13 protein-coding genes and 1 pseudogene are annotated in these 18,884 nt (G+C 73.7%); 9 read left to right on the forward strand and 5 right to left on the reverse strand.

The features are described 5' to 3' along the window. Positions 1–102: 102 nt before the first annotated feature. Positions 103–1,386, forward strand: coding sequence for a saccharopine dehydrogenase NADP-binding domain-containing protein (locus tag PU704_RS12400; RefSeq protein ID WP_277551560.1), 1,284 nt, complete (start codon positions 103–105; stop codon positions 1,384–1,386). Between the two features lie 128 nt (positions 1,387–1,514). Here the strand turns inward: PU704_RS12400 and PU704_RS12405 are convergent, their stop codons facing one another. Continuing rightward, positions 1,515–2,690 carry a zinc-dependent alcohol dehydrogenase gene (locus PU704_RS12405; protein ID WP_075871837.1) on the reverse strand — a complete coding sequence of 392 codons (1,176 nt, stop codon included), beginning with the start codon at positions 2,688–2,690 and terminating at the stop codon, positions 1,515–1,517. A gap of 78 nt (positions 2,691–2,768) precedes the next feature. Continuing rightward, positions 2,769–3,518, reverse strand: a complete 750-nt coding sequence (locus PU704_RS12410) for a hypothetical protein (RefSeq protein WP_277551561.1) — start codon at positions 3,516–3,518, stop codon at positions 2,769–2,771. Between the two features lie 237 nt (positions 3,519–3,755). Here PU704_RS12410 and PU704_RS12415 point away from each other — a divergent pair, with 237 nt between their 5' ends. The 5 genes and pseudogenes from PU704_RS12415 to PU704_RS12435 all read left to right on the forward strand — a co-directional run. After that, positions 3,756–5,819: a primary-amine oxidase gene (locus tag PU704_RS12415; RefSeq protein WP_277551563.1), complete on the forward strand. Its 2,064-nt coding sequence runs from the start codon at positions 3,756–3,758 to the stop codon at positions 5,817–5,819. 3 nt (positions 5,820–5,822) lie between these two features. Further along, positions 5,823–7,439 (forward strand): APC family permease, encoded by a 1,617-nt coding sequence (locus PU704_RS12420; RefSeq protein ID WP_277551565.1) that lies wholly within the window; start codon positions 5,823–5,825, stop codon positions 7,437–7,439. Beyond that, complete coding sequence (locus PU704_RS12425; RefSeq protein ID WP_047802319.1) at positions 7,436–7,924, forward strand: hypothetical protein; 489 nt, start codon at positions 7,436–7,438, stop codon at positions 7,922–7,924. The genes PU704_RS12420 and PU704_RS12425 overlap by 4 nt, the downstream gene beginning before the upstream one ends. An 81-nt stretch (positions 7,925–8,005) precedes the next feature. Next, the gene (locus PU704_RS12430; protein ID WP_277551566.1) at positions 8,006–8,971 is read left to right on the forward strand and encodes an AraC-like ligand-binding domain-containing protein; all 966 of its coding nucleotides are present in this window, start codon (positions 8,006–8,008) and stop codon (positions 8,969–8,971) included. A gap of 30 nt (positions 8,972–9,001) precedes the next feature. Next, positions 9,002–9,307 (forward strand): annotated as a pseudogene (locus PU704_RS12435) (NAD-dependent dehydratase); the annotation flags it as partial. A gap of 13 nt (positions 9,308–9,320) precedes the next feature. On the opposite strand, the gene PU704_RS12440 reads toward PU704_RS12435, so the two are convergent. The 3 genes from PU704_RS12440 to PU704_RS12450 all read right to left on the reverse strand — a co-directional run bounded on the left by PU704_RS12440 (position 9,321) and on the right by PU704_RS12450 (position 13,364). Next, complete coding sequence (locus PU704_RS12440) at positions 9,321–10,622, reverse strand: Nramp family divalent metal transporter (protein WP_047802316.1); 1,302 nt, start codon at positions 10,620–10,622, stop codon at positions 9,321–9,323. A gap of 193 nt (positions 10,623–10,815) precedes the next feature. Beyond that, positions 10,816–12,600 (reverse strand): N-acetylglutaminylglutamine amidotransferase, encoded by a 1,785-nt coding sequence (locus tag PU704_RS12445; protein ID WP_075871834.1) that lies wholly within the window; start codon positions 12,598–12,600, stop codon positions 10,816–10,818. 74 nt (positions 12,601–12,674) lie between these two features. Next, a complete protein-coding gene (locus PU704_RS12450) occupies positions 12,675–13,364 on the reverse strand; it encodes a TetR/AcrR family transcriptional regulator (RefSeq protein WP_277551567.1) in 690 nt (229 codons plus the stop codon). A 152-nt stretch (positions 13,365–13,516) separates the two neighbouring features. On the opposite strand from PU704_RS12450, the gene PU704_RS12455 reads away from it, so the two are divergent. Genes PU704_RS12455 through uca form a run of 3 tightly spaced genes read left to right on the forward strand, consistent with a single transcriptional unit; the run spans position 13,517 to position 18,859 of the window. Next, positions 13,517–14,368: an urea amidolyase associated protein UAAP1 gene (locus PU704_RS12455; protein ID WP_047802313.1), complete on the forward strand. Its 852-nt coding sequence runs from the start codon at positions 13,517–13,519 to the stop codon at positions 14,366–14,368. Positions 14,369–14,399: 31 nt separating this feature from the next. After that, a complete protein-coding gene (locus tag PU704_RS12460) occupies positions 14,400–15,095 on the forward strand; it encodes an urea amidolyase associated protein UAAP2 (RefSeq protein ID WP_082157231.1) in 696 nt (231 codons plus the stop codon). A gap of 2 nt (positions 15,096–15,097) precedes the next feature. Continuing rightward, positions 15,098–18,859 carry an urea carboxylase gene (uca, locus tag PU704_RS12465; RefSeq protein WP_277551568.1) on the forward strand — a complete coding sequence of 1,254 codons (3,762 nt, stop codon included), beginning with the start codon at positions 15,098–15,100 and terminating at the stop codon, positions 18,857–18,859. Positions 18,860–18,884: the final 25 nt, after the last annotated feature.

Below are 18,884 nucleotides of genomic sequence, written 5' to 3' on the forward strand. Positions count from 1 at the left end.
CCTTTCTCGAAGGGCGCGGATCCTTGCCCACCAGGGTAGGAGACGGACCTGGGAGCCGGCTTCGGAAGAGGTCCGCCCCGGAGGGTCCCCTAGAGTGACCGGATGGACTCCACCCAGAACCCCCGGCCCGTCGTGGGCCTGCTCGGGGCCACCGGCATCACCGGGCGCGTGGCGCTGGCCCACCTCGTGGCGCGGGCGGCCGAGGCGGGGGTCGGCGTCGTCGTCGGCGCCCGGGACCCCGAGCGCGTGCGCGCCCTGTGCGCCGAGCGCGGGATCCCCGTTCCCGAGATCGTGCCCGCCGACGTGACGGACCCCGGATCCCTGCGCGCGTTCGTGCGGCGCAACGACGTCCTGGTCAACCTGGCCGGCCCCTACACCCGGCTGGCCCCGCCGGTGCTGGCCGCGTGCGTCGCGGAGGGCGCCCACTACCTGGACCTGACCGGGGAGTCGCAGCTGGCCCACCGCACCGACCGTGACCTGGACGCGCCCGCGCGGGCCGCCGGGGTGGCTCTCGTGCACACGGCCGGCTTCGAGGCCCTGCCCGCCGACGTGCTCGTGGACGCCGCCCGCCGGCACGCCGCCGCCCACGGCGAGACCCTGCGCACCGCGGACCTCGTGACCTCCGTGCGCACCCCACCGGGGACAGGGTTCTCGGAGTCGGTCTCGGGCGGGACCCTGCAGAGCCTCGTCGAGGTCCTGCGGGACCCCGACCCCGCCCGGATGGGGGACGTGGCCGCACGCCTTCCCGCGCCGGCGCCCGGCACCGGCACCGCCGCCGACCCCGGTGCGGTGCGCCGCACCAGCCCGCTGCGCCTGCGCGCCCGGACCGCCGGCGGCCGGGTGCTGGCCCCCATGAGCCCCCTCGCGGCGATCAACCCGCCGGTGGTCCACCGCACCCAGGCCCTCAGCCCCGTGCCGGGGGCCGCCGCGCACCCCCTCGCGTTCCGGGAGGCCGCGGACCTGGGCCGATCGGGAGGACTCCCGGGCGCCGGGCGGTTCGCCGCGGCCACGGCGGTCGCCGCCGTCCAGTTCCTGGCCGGGCTCGCCGGCCGCCTGCCGCACCCGGTGCGCGCCCGTCTCGCCGGCGTCCTGGCGGCGCGGCTGCCGCAGGCGGGCACCGGCCCGACGGGGGACGTCCTCACCGGCTGGTCCTGGACGACCCGTGGCGTCTTCACCACCCACCAGGGCAGCACCTTCCCCGCGGTGCTGGAGGCGCAGGGCAACCCCGGCTACGGGACCACCCCCTGGCTGACCACGGAGCTGGCCCTGCGGATGGCGGTGCACGGCGTCCCGGACGCCGCGCTCGGCTCCTCCACCCCGGCCCTCGCCCTGGACGGGGATCTCGACGCGCTGCTGCCGGCCCGGGTGCGCATCACGGTCGGCTGAGCAGGACCGGCCGGGCAGGACCGGCCGGGCAGGACCGGCCGGGCGCAGGGCACGACACCGCCCGGGCACGCAGCGAGCCCCGGCCCTCGGAACGAGGACCGGGGCTCACCGGGACGGCGCGCGGGGCGCTACGGCTTGAGCACCACCTTGATGCACCCGTCCTGCTTCTTCTGGAACTTCTCGTACATCTCCGGCGCCTCGTCCAGGGAGGCCGTGTGGGTCTTCAGGTCCAGGACGCCCAGCGGGTCCGAGGGGTCGTCCACCAGCGGGAGCAGGTCGTCGATCCACCGCTTCACGTTGCACTGCCCCATGCGGAACTGGAGCTGCTTGTCGAACATCGTCAGCAGGGGCAGCGGGCTCTTCGAGCCGCCGTACACGCCGCTGAGCGAGATCGTGCCGCCGCGGCGGACCGCGTCGATCGCGGTGTAGACGGCGTTGAGCCGGTCGCTGCCGGCGGTCTCCATGGCCTTGCGGGCCAGCGGGTCCGGCAGCAGCCCCACGGCCTGCTGCGCCAGGCCCGCCACGGGCGAGCCGTGGGCCTCCATGCCGACCGCGTCCACCACGGCGTCGGGTCCGCGGCCGTCCGTGCTCTCGCGCAGCTCGTCGGCCACCCCCGAGTGCGAGTCCAGCGTCTCCACCCCGTGGCGCTCGGCCATGGCGCGGCGCTCCGCGACGGGGTCCACCGCGATCACGCGGTAGCCCAGGTGCCGGCCGATCCGCGCCGACATCTGGCCGATCGGGCCCAGCCCGAGCACGGCCAGGGAGCCGCCCTCCGGGGGCGCGGCGTACTGCACGGCCTGCCACGCGGTGGGCACCACGTCGGAGAGGTACAGGTAGCGCTCGTCCTCACCGGTGTCCGGGACCTTGATGGGCCCGTAGTCGGCGTGCGGCACCCGCAGGTACTCCGCCTGACCGCCGGGCACGGACCCGTACATGCGGGAGTAGCCGTAGATGGCGCACCCGCTGTTGTACTCGCGGACCTGGGTGGTCTCGCACTGGGACTGCAGGCCGTGCCGGCACATGAAGCAGTGCCCGCAGGAGATGTTGAACGGGATCACCACGCGGTCACCGGGCTTGAGGTCCGTGACCGCGGAGCCGACCTCCTCCACGATGCCCATGGGCTCGTGGCCGACCACGTCGCCCTTGTCCATGAACGGGCCCAGCACCTCGTACAGGTGCAGGTCCGAGCCGCAGATGCCCGACGAGGTGATCCGCACGATCGCGTCCGTGGGCTCCTGGATCCTCGGGTCCGGAACCTCCTCCACGCTCACCGAGCGCTTTCCCTGCCATGTCAGAGCCTTCATCGATCCTCCTTCTCAGGGCCGGGGTCGCCGCCGTCGACGGGACCGTCAGCCTGCTGATCTGTTCGGTCGGGACCGATCCTACCCGCCGGGCTCGTCCCGGGGATAGGCCGCGGCCTGCCGGGGGGCGTTCCCGTCCCGCAGGAAGTAGGCCCCCACGGAGCCGGCCAGGGTCGCGAAGACGCCCACCGAGTACACCGCCAGCACGACCTCCAGGACCCGGGGGAAGCCGCCCTGCGCCCCGAGCTCCCGCCCCGTGATCGTGGACATCGCGGCGTCGGAGAGCGCCGGCCCGTAATCCGGGTAGGCGCCCAGGACGTAGAGCAGCTGGCTCGAGACCAGGACGACGACGCCGGTCAGCGCCGCGAGCCAGCCGATCCTGCTGGACAGCAGCCGCCCGGCGGAGCGGGAGCCGCGGACCCCGGCCGAGAGCACGCTGCCGGCCCGGGTCAGGCGGGTGAGCCGGATCAGCCGGGCCGCCTGCAGCGCCCGGAAGAAGCGCAGGAAGGGGAGCAGGAGGAAGAGCACCTGCCACCAGTTGCGCTTCCAGAACGCCGCCGAGAACCGGGCGACGTAGGCGCGCAGCAGGAACTCGCTCACGAAGACCGCCCAGAACACCCACCCGACCACGTTGAGGAAGGCCAGCAGGCCGGGGTCCTCCGCGAGCAGCTGGCCGAGCACCACGAACAGGAAGAGCACCCCCAGGATGCCCATCGGCCGGTCGAGCCGCCGGGCGAGCCCCTCGGCCAGGCCCAGCTGCTCCGCCTCCCGCGCGGCCGCGCCGGTGGAGCCCGTCCCCGGGGCCCGCTCCTCGTCCTCGGATCTCGTCACGTCGCCCGCCTGTCCCGTTCCCGTCGCTGGTCCCTTCCGCGGTCCACGCTATGCGACCGGGCGTGCGGGGGCCGGTCTTGACCCACAGCGCAGGCCGGTTGCCAGCGGGTGCACCCCGGTGCCGGATCCGGTCCGCGCCGCCGTGACCTGCCCCACACTGATCGTCAACGGGTTCCGGCCCGCACCGATCCGCAGGGCCCGCCGCGCCCGCCTCCGGACCACCCGAGGAGATCCGCCATGCAGGAGACCACGCTCGCCACCCCGCCGTCCGCGCTCGGGGTCACCCACCCGCTCGACATGCTCACCCCGGCGGAGATCAGTGCCGCCCGCAGCATCCTCGAGTCCGCCGGCCTGCTGGGGCCGGACACCCGGTTCCCGCGGGTGCTGCCCGTGGAGCCGCCCAAGTCCGTGGTGCTCGGCCACCGGGAGGGCGCGGACGACTTCGACCGCTCGGTGGACGTCACCCTCCTGGACACGGGCACCGGCCGCACCCGCCGGGCGGTCGTGTCCGTGACGGCCGGGCAGGTCCGCTCGGTGGAGACCCTGCCCACGGGGGAGCACCCCTACGGGCAGGCGCAGTACCTGTTCGAGGAGTACGACCGGGCGGCGGAGATCGTGAAGGCGGATCCGCGCTGGCAGGAGGCCATGGCCCGCCGCGGCATCGAGGACACGACCCACACGTTCGTGGCCCCCCTGGCTCCGGGCTTCTTCCCGCGGGAGGACGAGACGGGCAAGCGGGTGATCCGCTCGCTGACCTTCCACCGCCGCTTCGAGGGGGACAACCCGTGGGGGCACCCGGTGGAGGGCCTGATCGCGCACGTGGACCTCACGGCCGGGGAGGTCGTCCGGTTGGAGGACGAGGGCGACGTGCCGGTGCCCATGGCCGACGCCAACTACACCCCCGAGCACGTGGGCCCGGCCCGCACCTCGCTCAAGCCGCTGGACATCGTCCAGCCGGAGGGCCCGTCCTTCCAGGTGGAGGGCTCCCACGTCACGTGGGAGAACTGGAAGCTCCGCATCGGCTTCAACGCCCAGGAAGGACTGGTGCTCAACCAGGTCACGTTCCGCGACGACACCGGCGAGGAGCCCGAGGACCGCTCGGTGCTCCACCGCGGTTCCGTGCCGGAGATGGTGGTTCCCTACGGCGACACCACGAACACCCGCTTCTGGATCAGCTACTTCGACGCCGGGGAGTACCTGCTGGGCAAGAACGCCAACTCCCTGAAGCTGGGCTGCGACTGCCTGGGGGTGATCCGGTACTTCGACGCGTTCGTGGCCGACGACGAGGGCCACCCGATGGAGATCCCGCACGCCGTGTGCATGCACGAGGAGGACTACGGGATCCTGTGGAAGCACACCGAACCGGGGGAGGCCCCGCAGGTGCGCCGCTCCCGCCGGCTGGTGATCAGCTACTTCGCCACGATCGGCAACTACGAGTACGGCTTCTTCTGGTACTTCTACCTCGACGGCTCGATCCAGGTGGAGGCCAAGGCCACCGGCATCGTCTTCGCCGGGGCGTGCGAGCCCGGCCGGCCCAACCGGCACGCCGCCGAGGTCGCCCCGGGCGTGCAGGCCCCGGTGCACCAGCACCTCTTCTGCGCCCGTCTGGACGTCGCCGTCGACGGCACGGGGAACACCGTGCAGGAGGAGAACCTCGTGGCCCTGCCGATGGGGGAGGACAACCCCTACGGCAACGCCTTCACGTGGTCGCGCACCGATGTGACCCGGGAGTCCGAGGGGATCCGGGACGCGAACACCGAGACCGGGCGGAAGTGGTTCGTCACCAACCCGAACCGCCGCAACCACGTGGGAGAGCCCACCGCCTACCACCTGATCCCCATGCCCGGTCCGCGGCTGCTGGCCGCCGAGGGCTCCTCGGCGCGCCGGCGCGCGGCGTTCGCCACCCACCACCTGTGGGTCACCGCCTTCGACGCCGAGGAGAGGTTCCCGGCCGGGGACTTCCCCAACCAGCACGCCGGGGGCGGCATCGCCGACTGGGTCGCCCAGGACCGGCCTCTGGAGAACACCGACGTGGTGCTGTGGCACACCTTCGGCCCCACCCACATCCCGCGCACCGAGGACTGGCCGGTCATGCCGGTGGACTACTACGGCTTCTGGTTCAAGCCCTACGGCTTCCTCGACCGCAACCCGGCCCTGGACCTGCCCGACTGGTCCACCGCCGGCGGACGCTGCTGCGGCACCGAGGTCGGCCACGCCGATCCGGTCCCTGCCACGGAAAGCGCCCATGCCGTCACCGGCACCGGCGACCACCCGTCCCACGACTGCCACTGCGAGGGCTGAACCATGAGCACCAGCACCACATCGTCCGGAAACCTGCACGCCTCCGGCGGGGCACCAGCACAGGGCCACCTCAGCGAGCACGGGGGCCTGGACCGTCGGACGCTCACCGTCCCCGCCCTGGTCTTCCTCATCATCGCCGCCTCGGCCCCGCTGACCGTGCTCGCCGGTGGTGTTCCGACGACCTACGCCGTCGCCGGCCTGACGGGGGTGCCCCTGGCCTATGTCCTGCTGGGGGTGCTGCTGGCCGTGTTCGCGGTGGGGTACGGGGCGATGTCCGCCCGGATCACCAACGCCGGCGCCTTCTACGCCTACATCGCCGACGGCCTGGGCCGGCGTCAGGGCATCGGCGCGTCCTGGCTGGCGCTGGTCAGGTACAACGCCATGCAGATCGGGCTCTACGGGCTCTTCGGCTTCGCCCTGTCCTCCTTCCTGGAGGCCCGGCTGGGCCTGACCCTGCCCTGGTGGGCGGCCGCCCTGGCCGGGCTCGTGCTGGTCGGTGTGCTCGGGGTCAGCAGGGTGGACCTCTCCGCGAAGGTGATCGCCGTCCTGGTGGCCCTGGAGTTCCTGGTGGTGATCGTCGTCGACGTCGTCTCCCTCACGGTGGCCCCCGAGGGGATCAGCGCGCAGCCGCTGACGCCCTCCGAGTTCCTCGCTCCGGGCATCGGGGCGTTGCTGGCCTTCGGGATCGCGGCGTTCATGGGCTTCGAGTCCGGCGCGATCTACAGCGAGGAGGTCAAGGACCCTGCCCGTTCCGTGCCGAGGGCCACGTTCATCGCGGTGCTGATCATCTCGGTGTTCTATGCCGTGTCCGCCTGGGCCCTGGCCATGGGGGTCGGACCCGGTCAGATCGTGGCCGCCTCCCAGGAGCTCGGCCCGGACCTGGTCTTCGTGTTCCTGGGAGAGCACGGCGGGGTGCTGCTGACGGACATCGCCCAGGTCCTGTTCATCACCAGCCTGCTCGCCGCGCTGATCGCCTTCCACAACGCCGTGGCCCGCTACTTCTTCTCCCTGGGCCGCGAGTCCGTGCTGCCCCGCCGGCTGGGGGCCGTGGGGCGGCGCAACCACGCCCCGGTGGCCGGTTCGCTCGCGCAGAGCGGACTGGCCGTGGTGCTCGTGGCCGTGTTCGCCGTCGCCGGGCTGAACTCGGAGCTGGGCCCCCTGTTCCCGGTGCTGACGCTGTTCACCTGGCTCACGAACGCCGGGGCCTTCGGGCTGATCTTCCTCCTGGCCCTCACCTCCCTGGCCGTCATCGGGCACTTCCGGCGGGACCCCGGCGGGCACTCCGCCTGGGTGCGCTGGATCGCCCCCGCCGTCTCGGGCCTGGGCCTGGGCACGGTCTTCGTGCTCATCCTCGTGAACTTCGACGTCCTCATCGGTGCGGAGGGCCCCAGCCTGCTGGCGGTCGTCATGCCCGCGATCATCCTCGCCACCGGAGTCCTCGGACTGGTCTGGGGCGAGTACCTCAGGCGCCGTCGCCCCGCGGTGTTCGCCGGGGTGGGCTCCGGCCGCGCCGTCGGGGACGGCCGGTCGGGGACCGGCCCGCAGGAGGACGCGGAGCCCGGGCAGACGGTGCAGCTCGAGCAGACGGTGGAGCCCGAGCGCAGCGCGGAGCACGGGTGAGCGCGGCGGGGGCCGCGGTCGCGGTGCCGGCCCGGACGCCGCGCCTGCTGGGCGACCCCCTCCGGGGCGCGCTCGCCCTGGGGACCGGTGTCTCCGTGGTCCTGCACGCACAGATGGCCCTCGGCGGCACCCACGGGCGCGGGTGGTCCGTGCTCATGGGTCTCATGGCGGTGCTGTGCCTCCCCTGCCTGGTCGCCCTCGTCCGTCCGGCGGCCGTGCACCCGGCGGCCGGCACGGTGCGGATGGCTCTGGGGACGGCCCTGGCCATGGCGCTCGGCCACGTCCTGCTGCTGCCGCTGATGAGCGGCGTCGGTGGTCATGCCCAGCACGGCACCCCGTCCGCCGGGACGGTGCCGGCCGCCGCAGGAGGCGCCGCCCACGGGGCCGGAGTGCTGCTCGTGGTCGGCGTCGAGCTGGCCGTGGCCGTCCTGGCGGTCGTGTGGCTGCGCCGTTCCGAACGGCGGCCGGTCTGCCGCCCGGTCTAGGATGGGACCACCGTTGTGATTGCAGTCACGGCGGGCCGGCCCGGTGCGGCCCGCCGCCGTTCCGGAGAGGGGGACTCCCGCATGGCCTCGACACCGCTTCCGCCGCGCTCCGCGCCGGCGGAGCCCGTGCTGGCCGAGACGATCCAGGACTGGACTCGGCTCGCCTCGCAGTCCTTCGTGCCGCTGCGGTGCACCACCACGGCCCGGCGGACCTTCCGTGCGAGCCTCGTGGCGCGGGACGCCGGGAACCTGCACGTCACCCACATGCGGGTCGGCCCCCACGCCGTCGAGCGCGTGCCCGGCACGGCCGACGGCGAGGGGTGCTTCAAGGTGAACCTGCAGCTGGAGGGCCGCTGCTCCGTGGAGCAGGCGGGCCGCCGCAGCGTGCTGGCGCCGGGTGACCTGGCGCTCTACGACACCTCCGCCCCCTACCGGCTCGAGTTCACCGAGGACGCCCGGCTGCTGGTGCTCATGTTCCCGCACGGCGTGCTCGACCTGCCCCCGGCGGCGGCCGGGCAGCTGCGGGCGGCCCGGCTCGGGTCGGAGACCGCCGTGCACGGGATGGTCTCGAGCTTCCTCGCCTCGATGGCCGAGCGGATGGACGCCCTGACCGGCATGAACGGGCAGCGCCTGGGCAACTCGGCCTTGGACCTGCTCACCACCTCGTTCAACCTCGAGCTCGACGACCAGGTGGCGGCCTCGGCCCACGAGGCGGACCGGCTGCGCGCCACGGTGCACGACTGGGTCGAGGCGAACCTCTCCCGCCCGGACCTCGATCCCACGACCATCGCCCGCGCCCACTTCATCTCGGTCCGGCGGCTCCACCAGCTCTTCCACGAGGAGGGCACCACCGTCTCCGCGTGGGTCCGCACCCGCCGGCTGGAGCGGTGCCGGCGGGCCCTCGAGGACCCCGTGAGCGTCGGGGTGCCCGTCGGGCGGATCGCCGCCCGCTGGGGGTTTCCCGACGCCGCCCACTTCTCCCGCGTGTACAAGGCCGCCTACGGCGTCTCCCCGTCCGAGGCGCGCGCCCGGGCGCTCACCGGCTGACGCGCCCACCTGCCCGGCAGGCCGCACCCGCCGGCGCTCGCGGCGTGGTTCGGGCTGGAGTGGGAGGGCTTCCGGGACGCCCCGCGGCCCCTCGAGGAGCAGATGCGCGGCACCGAGGACCTCTGGGCGCGGATCGCCGAGCAGCACGGGCTGGTCGAGCCCGACCTCGCGCGGGTGGCCTCGTGGTGGCACACGGACGCGGACCTGGGCCGGCCGATCGAGGTCGTCGCGGACATGTCCAAGAGCCGGCCGGCCGGGTTCACGGTGTACCGCCGCACCCAGGACTGCTTCACCCGCCTGTTCGACCGCTACCGGGCCGAGCGCGTCATCCCCTGACTCGGTGGGGCCGTCAGCCGCCGAGGAGCGGTGCGACGGCCTTCACCAGCTGCTGGGCGCCCAGGATGCCGAAGAGCAGGGCGGTGATCCCCAGCGCGGTGTTGGTGTGCCACCTGTTGGCCCACTCCTTGGGGATCCGGCGGCCGTTGAGCAGGCCCAGCAGGGTGAGCGCCAGGAAGGGCATGAACAGCGAGCCCAGGACGCCGTAGGCGAGGATCAGGCCGATGGGCTGGCCCAGGGCGAAGAGGAGCATGGGCGGGAACGTCAGCCAGAGCACGTAGAAGCGGAAGTACTTGCCGCCGACCCGGGTGTCGGGGTGGCCGGACTCCTTGCCGCGGATGTTGCCCCAGAAGTCGGCGAACATCAGGGACACGCCGTTCCACACGCCGATGATCGAGGAGAAGGAGGCGGCCCAGAAGCCGACGAGGAAGCCGGTGCCGACCACGTCGCCGTACTCCGCGCGGAGCACGGCGTAGAGGTCCAGCAGGCCCTCGTCCCCGGAGCTGAGCGCCACGCCGGCGGATCGGACCACCTCGGCGCCGACGATCAGCATGGCGATGACGAAGATGCCCGTGACCACGTAGGCCACGGAGTTGTCGATCCGCATGACGCGCATCCACTTGGGCGTGTACCAGCCCTTCTCCCGCAGCCAGTAGCCGTAGGCGGCCAGCGTGATGGTGCCGCCGACCCCACCGGCGAGAGCCAGGGTGTAGAGCACCCCGCCCTCCGGGATGACCGGCACGAGGCCCCCGATCATCTCGGGGACGTTGGGGGTGGCGATGACCGCCAGCCCCACCACGGTGACGAACATCAGGCCGACCAGCGCGGCGGTGATCTTCTCGAAGGTGGCGTACCTGCCGAACCACACCATGACGAACCCGAGCAGGCCCATGACGATCGCCCAGGCCCACAGGGGCAGGACGGGGAAGACAGCGGCCAGCGGAAGGGCGGCGGAGGACATCGCGGTGGCGCCGTAGACGAAGCCCCAGATCATGATGTACGGCCCGAAGTACCACGTGGTCCACCGGCCCAGCGAGCGCCAGCCCTCGAAGATGGTGCGGCCCGTGGCGAGCGTGAAGCGCCCGGCGCCCTCCACCAGGATGATTTTCAGGACCACGCCGAGGACCACGGCCCACAGCAGCCCGTAGCCGTAGCGGGACCCGGCCACCAGGGTGGCGACCATGTCCGCGGCGCCCACGCCGGTGGCCGCGACGACCAGTCCCGGGCCCACGATCCGCCATTTGGCCGGCGACCCGCCGTCGTCGTCCGTGCGGGCGGCGTGCGCCCCGAAGCCGGGGTCGTTCTCTGTGCGCAATGCGTGTCCTCGTCGTCGCGTCCGATGCGCGTTCCGTGGCGGAACCGGACGGCGAGCGCGCTGCGGTGCCGACGTCCGCACCGGAGTCGCTGTGCTCCGAGACACAGTACATGGTGGGCGGCACCGGAGACGGCCGGCGCACCGGCCGACGGCCCCGGTGCGCCCGACCGCGGTGGAGCCGTCCGCGCCCGGGTCAGGAGATGCCGTTCTCCTGCAGCCACATCTCGAGCAGCCCCAGCTGCCACAGCACGTTGGAGCGCAGCGGCGTGTGGTGCCGGTTGGGGTCCGCCAGCAGGGACTCCACCACCTCGGAGTTGTAGAGCCCGCGCCGCACCGCCGCCGGATCGGTCAGCGCCGCCTCGACCCGGTCCAGGGTCCCGCCCTCCAGGGTGCGGATCGCCGGGACCGGGAAGTAGCCCTTCTTCCGGTCGATGACCTCGTCCGGGACGATCCCGCGCGCGGCGCGCTTGAGCACGCCCTTGCCGCCGTCGGCGAGCTTGAGCTCGGGCGGGATGCGCCCGGCGAACTCCACGAGCTCGTGGTCCAGGAACGGCACCCGGGCCTCGAGGCCCCAGGCCATGGTCATGTTGTCCACCCGCTTCACCGGGTCGTCCACGAGCATCACCGTGGAGTCGGTGCGCAGCGCGGCGTCGACGGCCGTCTCGGCCCCCGGGCGGCCGAAGTGGCGCTCGATGAACGCCGTGGGCGCGTCGTGGGTCGCCATCCACTCCGGGGACAGGACCTTGGCCAGCCGCGACCACGGGCGGTCGAAGAACGCCTCCGAGTAGGTCTGGCGCGCGTCGTCGCGCGCGACGTCGGCCAGCGGCGGGTACCAGTGGTAGCCGCCCAGCACCTCGTCGGCGCCCTGGCCGGACTGGACGACCTTGACGTGCTTCGAGACCTCCTCGCTGAGCAGGTAGAAGGCCACGCAGTCGTGGCTGATCATCGGCTCGCTCATCGCGGCCACGGTCCGGTCGATCGCCGGGACCAGCCGGGCGTCGTCGATCGCGATCTGGTGGTGGTCGGTGCCGAAGCGGCGCGCCACGCGGGAGGAGAACTCGAACTCGTCCCCGGACTCCTCGCCCCGGGACTCGAAGCCGATGCTGAACGTCTGCAGGTCCTCCTGCCCGCTCTCCGCGAGCAGGGCCACCACGAGGCTGGAGTCGATCCCGCCGGACAGCAGCACGCCCACCGGCACGTCCGCCACCATGCGCCGCTTCACCGCGGTGCGCAGCTTCTCGACGAGGCCGTCCTGCCAGTCCTGCGCCGACCAGTCCGAGCGGTCCTCGTCCCGGGTGAACTGCGGGTTCCAGTACTCGTGGTCGGAGGCCGACCCGTCCGGCTCGATCGTGCGCACGGTCGCCGGCGGCATCTTCCGCACGCCCTTGAGAATGGTGCGCGGGGCCGGGACCACCGAGTGGAAGGTGAGGTAGTAGGACAGGGCGGTGCGGTCGATCGAGGTGTCGACGTCGCCGGCGGCGAGCAGCGCCTGCACCGTGGAGGCGAACCGCAGCCGCGCCCCCGTGTGGTCGACGTAGAGGGGCTTGATCCCCAGCCGGTCCCGGGCGAGGACCGTGCGCCCGCTCGTGTGCTCGGTGATCGCGAAGGCGAACATGCCGTGGAAGTGGTAGACGCACTCCCTGCCCCAGCGGTGGTAGGCCTTCAGGGCGACCTCGGTGTCCGAGGTGGAGAAGAACTCGTAGCCCATGCCGCGCAGCTCCTCGCGCAGCTGCCGGTAGTTGTAGATCATGCCGTTGAACACGATCGACAGGCCCAGGCGGGAGTCCACCATCGGCTGCCCGCCCGAGGGGCTGAGGTCCACGATCTTCAGCCGGCAGTGGCCCATGGCCACCGCGCCCTGGGCCCAGACGCCCGATCCGTCCGGCCCGCGGCCGGACTGGGCGCAGGTCATGCGGTGGATCGTGCCCGGGTCCGCGGTCGCGCCGTCGAACCGGATCTCACCGGCGATGCCGCACATCAGCGCTCACCTCCGCCGCAGGTCCAGGAACTGGTCGGGTGGGACGAGCCGTGGCGGGAGAGCATCTCCCCAGTCTAGGCGTTCGGCGCGGATCGCCGGTCGGTGTCCTGCGCCAGACCGTCCACCAGTGCCAGGGCCCGGTCCCGGGTCGTCCCCGCGACGTGCTCGGGGGTGCCCGCGACCCGCAGGGCCGTGTCCGCGATGCGGTGCGCCGCGTCGTCGGGCAGGCGCGGCGCCCTGCGCTGGCGCTGCAGGATGACGTTCTCCACGAGCCCCATGACCACGGCCGCGTCGAACGGTGTCGCCGGGCGCCCGCTCGTGCGCTCCAGCAGGGTTCCGTAGATCCGCTCCAGCGCGTCCCGGTTCTCGTGGAACTCCTCGAACCCTTCGCCGCGCAACTCCGGGGCGAAGTAGAGCGCCCCGAGGTTCTGCGGGTCCCCGAGCAGCAGCCGGGTGTCCGCGAAGCACAGGGCCCACAGCAGCACGTGCCCGGGGGCGTCGGCCGCCAGCAGCCGCTCGGCGAGGCGGCGCGAGGGCACCACCGTGCCGAGCACCAGGCGCAGCAGGACCTCCTCCTTGGAGCGGAACCAGTGGTAGACGCTCGCCTGCTGCAGGCCCGCGGCCTCCGCGATCGCGCGGGTGCTCGTCCGGGCGAAGCCGTGGCGCACGAACAGGTCCCCGGCGGCGTGGAGGACGTCCTGCTCGGCCCCGCGCCCCGTGGGGGAGGCGGGATTCTTGCGCGGGCGTCCTCGGCTCTTCGTCACGGGACAGAACCTACCAATCCCGCCCGCCGCTCGGCGGGGCGAGCCGGGGGCGTGGAGTTACCTCCCCGAAACGCCCGCCTGACCCGGGGGAAATCCCGCCCTGCTCTAATACCTGTCAACCGACAGAAAATCCGTCCGAGAAGGAGCCGGCCATGACCGTCACCCAGACCACGTCCGCCACCGGGACGACCGCCGGGGCCCGGGCCCACGCCCGCGCCCAGGAGGGCACCGTCGTCGCGTGCAGCCCCACCGTGCCCGCCACGACCTACGAGGACGCCCCGGCCCGGGTGGCGCCGGAGGACATCGTGTGGGCCGAGCGCGTGGCGGGCGGCAACTACACGCACAAGGTCCTGGCCCGCGGCACCGCCGTCCGGCTCACGGACGTGACCGGCGACGCCTGCGCCTCGGTGCTGCTCTACAACGCCGCGGAGCCGTTCGAGCGGCTCAACGTGGCGGACACGATGAAGATCCAGTGGCAGGTCCGCAGCGGCGCCGGGCAGGTCCTGCTCTCCGACCAGGGCCGTGCGCTGGCCACCGTGGTGGAGGACAGCTCGGGCCACCACGACGCCCTCTACGGCGCCAGCTCCCGGGCCCGCAACGAGGAGCGCTACGGGGACGGGCAGCCCCAGGGCCCCAGCCCGGCCGGGCGCGAGCTGCTCGTCCTGGCGGGCGCCAAGCACGGGCTCTCCCGGCGGGACGTCCCGCCCTGCGTCTCGTTCTTCCAGGGCGTGGAGGTCGGCCCCTCCGGCCGGCCGGTGTTCACGGGCTCCGCCGGGGCGGGCGCCTCCCTGACCCTGGTCACCGAGATGCCGTGCGTGCTGCTGCTCGCCAACGCCGCCCACCCCCTGGACCCGCGTGAGGAGTACGTGAGCACTCCGCTCGACGTCGTCGCCTGGCGCGCCCGGGCGACCGCCCCCGAGGCCCCCGCCTGGAACTCGGCGCCCGAACGCCGCCGCGCCTACCAGAACACCGCCGAGTACCTCCGCGCCCGCGGCCTGGCCTGAGCTCCTGCAGCGACGAGGAAAGGAACCCACCATGACTGCTCCCACCACCACTCCGGTCCCCGCCGACCGCGCGGCCGACCTCGCGTCCCGGTTCGGCCCCGAGCTGCGCCGCGAGACCGTGGCCCCGCTCGCCCCCTGGTCCACCGTCCTGCGGGCCGGCCAGGTGCTCACCATCGTGGACGTGGACGGCAACCAGGCCGTCGACTTCCTGGTCTACGACGCCGCGGACACCGCCCGCGCCTACAGCGCGCAGGCCACCCTGCAGGGCCAGGACAGCGTCTACCTGAGCGCCGGGTCGATCCTGCGCAGCAACGAGCACGACCCGCTGCTGACCGTCGTCGGCACGGACGTCGAGCGCCACGACACCCTCGGCGGGGCCTGCTCGAAGGAGTCCAACACCCTGCGCTACGGCCACCACACCTGGTCCCAGCACGGGTGCGCGGACAACTTCCTGGCGGAGCTCTCCCGGTACGGCATGGGCAAGCGGGACCAGGTCTCCAACGTCAACTGGTTCATGAACGTCCCGGTGGACCCGGACGGCGCCCTGGGCATCGTGGACGGCATCTCCGCCCCCGGACTCTCGGTGAGCCTGCGGGCGGAGCGGGACGTGCTGGTGGTGGTCTCCAACTGCCCGCAGGTCAACAACCCCTGCAACGGCTTCGACCCCTCCCGTGCCGAGATGATCGTCTCTGCCGGCACGGCGGTCCCGGCCGGTCAGGAGGCGTGAGCATGAGCGTCTTCGACACCGTCCTCGTGGCCAACCGCGGCGAGATCGCCGTGCGGATCATCCGCTCCGTGCAGGCCCTCGGGCTGCGCGCCGTGGCCGTGTACTCGGACGCCGACCGCGGCTCCCTGCACGTGGCCGCCGCCGACGAGGCCGTGCACCTGGGGGCCTCGCCCGCCGCGGAGAGCTACCTGGACATCGCCGGGATCCTCGCCGCGGCCGAGCGCACCGGGGCCGGGGCGATCCACCCCGGCTACGGGTTCCTCTCCGAGAACACGGACTTCGCCGCGGCCTGCGAGGCCGCCGGGATCGTGTTCGTCGGCCCCACCGAGGAGCAGCTGCGCGTCTTCGGTGCCAAGCACACCGCGCGCGACGCCGCCGTGGCCGCCGACGTGCCCCTGCTCGCCGGCACCGGGCTGCTCGGCTCCCTCGAGGAGGCGCTGGCGCAGGCCGAGGGCATCGGCTGGCCGGTCATGCTCAAGGCCACCGCCGGCGGCGGCGGGATCGGCATGCAGGAGTGCCGCGACGCCGGAGACCTGCGCGCGGCCTGGGAGAGCGTCCGGCGCGTGGCCGGGGCGAACTTCTCCTCCGCCGGGGTCTTCCTGGAGCGGCTCGTGGACCGGGCCCGGCACGTCGAGGTGCAGGTCTTCGGCGACGGGCGCGGCGACGTCCTCGTCGTCGGGGACCGGGACTGCACCCTGCAGCGCCGCCACCAGAAGGTGGTCGAGGAGGCCCCGGCCCCGGACCTGCCCGAGCACGTGCGCGCCACGATCCACGACGCCGCCCGGCGGCTGTGCGCCTCCGTGGACTACCGCTCCGCCGGCACGGTCGAGTTCATCTACGACCCCGGCCGCCAGGAGGCGGCGTTCCTCGAGGTCAACACCCGCCTGCAGGTCGAGCACCCCGTCACCGAGGCCGTCTACGGCGTGGACCTCGTCGAGTGGATGCTCCGCCTGGCCGGCGGGGACCGCACCATGATGGACGCCGAGCTCACCGCCCGCGGCGCCGCCGTGGAGGCCCGGGTCTACGCGGAGAACCCCGACCGGGACAACCTGCCCAGCGCCGGCACCGTCACCGGCCTCGTGGTCCCGGACGGCGTCCGGGTGGACTCCTGGATCGAGGTCGGCTCCGAGGTCAGCGCCTTCTACGACCCCCTGCTGAGCAAGTTCGTCGCCCACGGCGCGGACCGGGAGCAGGCCTGGGCGCGGCTGGGCGAGGCCCTCGAGCAGGCCCGGGTGCACGGGGTGGCCACGAACCTGGGCGTGCTCCGGGCGATCCCGCAGCTGCCCGCGGTCCGCGACGTCGAGCACTCCACCGCCACCCTGGAGGGGGTGCGCAGCGCCCAGCCGCGCCTGGAGGTCCTGAAGTCCGGGCTGCTGACCACCGTCCAGGACCGGCCCGGGCGGATCGGGTACTGGCCGGTGGGCATCCCGCCGTCGGGCCCGATGGACGAGCTGTCCTTCCGGCTGGGCAACGAGGCGCTGGGCAACCCCGAGCGCGCCGCAGGCCTCGAGGTGACGATGGCCGGGCCGACCCTGCGCTTCCACACACCGGCCCGGGTGATGGTCACGGGCGCCCCGGCCGAGGTGCTGGTGAACCGGCGGCCGGCGGCGCAGTGGGCCGTGCTCGAGCTCGCCGCCGGGGACGAGCTGGCGATCGGGCGCGCCGAGCAGGGCATGCGCGCCTACCTGCTCGTCGAGGGCGGGCTGGACGTCCCGCTGGTGCTGGGCTCCGCGGCCACCTTCGTGCAGGGCGAGATCGGCGGGGCCGCCGGCCGCGCGCTCGCTCCCGGCGACGTCCTGGGGATCAGCACCCCGGCCGTGCCGCACGAGGTCGCCGACGTCCCGCTCGCCGAGCGCCCGCAGGTCGGCGCCTACTGGGAGGTCGGGGTGCTCGAGGGCCCCCACGCCGCCCCCGAGTTCTTCACCGCCGCCGACATGGAGGAGTTCTACGCCGCGGACTGGGAGGTCCACTTCAACTCCGACCGCACCGGCGTGCGCCTCGTCGGCCCACGGCCCCAGTGGGCCCGCCGCGACGGGGGCGAGGCCGGGCTGCACCCCTCCAACATCCACGACACCCCGTACGCCGTGGGCGCGGTGGACTACACCGGCGACATGCCCATCCTGCTCGGCCCCGACGGTCCCAGCCTGGGCGGGTTCACCTGCCCGGCCACGGTGGCCGAGGGGCAGAAGTGGAAGCTGGGCCAGCTGCGCGCCGGGGACCGGGTGCGCTTCGTGCCCATCACCCAGGCGCAGGCCGCGCAGCTGCGCCGTGAGCCCCGCGCCCGGGTGCTCGCCGACCGCGCGGCCGTGGTCGACGGCGGCGTGGTCACTGCTGTGGCCGCCACCGGCGACCGCCCGTCCCTGACCGTGCGGCGCAGCGGGGACGCGAACGTGCTCGTCGAGTACGGCGAGATGACCCTGGACATCGCCTCCCGGATGCGGGTCGAGGCGCTGCGCCGGGCCCTCCAGGAGCAGATCGACGACGGCGCGCTCCCCGGGGTGCTCGAGCTGACCCCGGGCATCCGGTCCCTGCAGATCCACCTCGACCCGGAGCTGCTCGGCCTGGACGAGGTCCTGGCGCGGGTGCTGGCCCTCGACGCCGCGCTGCCCGCCACCCACGACCTCCGGCTGCCCAGCCGCACCGTGCACCTGCCGCTGTCCTGGGACGACCCCGCCACCCGCGAGGCCATCCGCCGGTACGAGAAGGGCGTGCGCGACGACGCCCCATGGTGCCCCTGGAACATCGAGTTCATCCGGCGGATCAACGGCCTGGACTCGGTCGAGGACGTGCGCTCGGTGCTCTTCGAGGCCGAGTACCTGGTCCTGGGCCTGGGCGACGTCTACCTCGGGGCGCCCGTGGCCACCCCGGTGGACCCCCGGCACCGGCTCGTGACCACGAAGTACAACCCGGCCCGCACGTGGACGCCGCAGAACGCCGTGGGCATCGGCGGCGCCTACCTGTGCGTCTACGGGATGGAGGGCCCCGGCGGCTACCAGTTCGTGGGCCGGACCACGCAGGTGTGGTCCACCCACCGGCAGCGCGGGCCCTACGAGGAGGGCACCCCCTGGCTGCTGCGCTTCTTCGACCGGATCAAGTGGTACCCGGTCTCCTCCGAGGAGCTCGAGGGCATGCGCGCGGACATGGCCGTGGGCCGGCTGCCGCTGCGGATCGAGGAGGGCGAGTTCTCCATGGCCGAGTACGCGGCCTTCCTCGCCGAGCACCGGGAGGGCATCGACGCCTTCGAGGCGCGCCGCCGCTCCGCCTTCGACGCCGAGCGGCAGGCCTGGGAGGACGCCGGGGATTTCGAGCGCGTGGCCGCGCTCGCGGAGGTCGCCGCGGAGGAGGACGTCGCCGTGGAGATCCCGGACGGCTGCGAGGGCGTCGAGGCGCAGTTCGCCGCCAACGTCTTCCGGGTCGACGTCCGGGCCGGGGACCGGGTCCGGGAGGGCCAGACCCTCCTGGCGGTCGAGGCCATGAAGATGGAGGCGCCCGTGATCGCCCCCGCGGACGGCGTGGTGCACAGCGTCGTCGTCGAGCCGGGGGCGCACGTGGGCCCGGGGGCGGTGCTGGCCGTGGTCCGCCCGGACAAGAACGACCCGGACACGGGCGGCCCGGACGTCGTCGGTGCGGACACGGACGTGCCGGATGCGTCCGTCGCGGAGGCGGCCCCGCAGGCGCCGGCCACCACGGCAGATGAGCCGGCCGCGGACGTGAACGGACCGGCCGCACCCGCGGACGAGCCCGCCGTGGCCCGGACCGCCTGAGCCGCGGCCCGGATCCCGAGAACGA

Source organism: Kocuria oceani (assembly GCF_029524215.1).
In the GTDB taxonomy this organism is placed as follows: domain Bacteria; phylum Actinomycetota; class Actinomycetes; order Actinomycetales; family Micrococcaceae; genus Kocuria; species Kocuria oceani.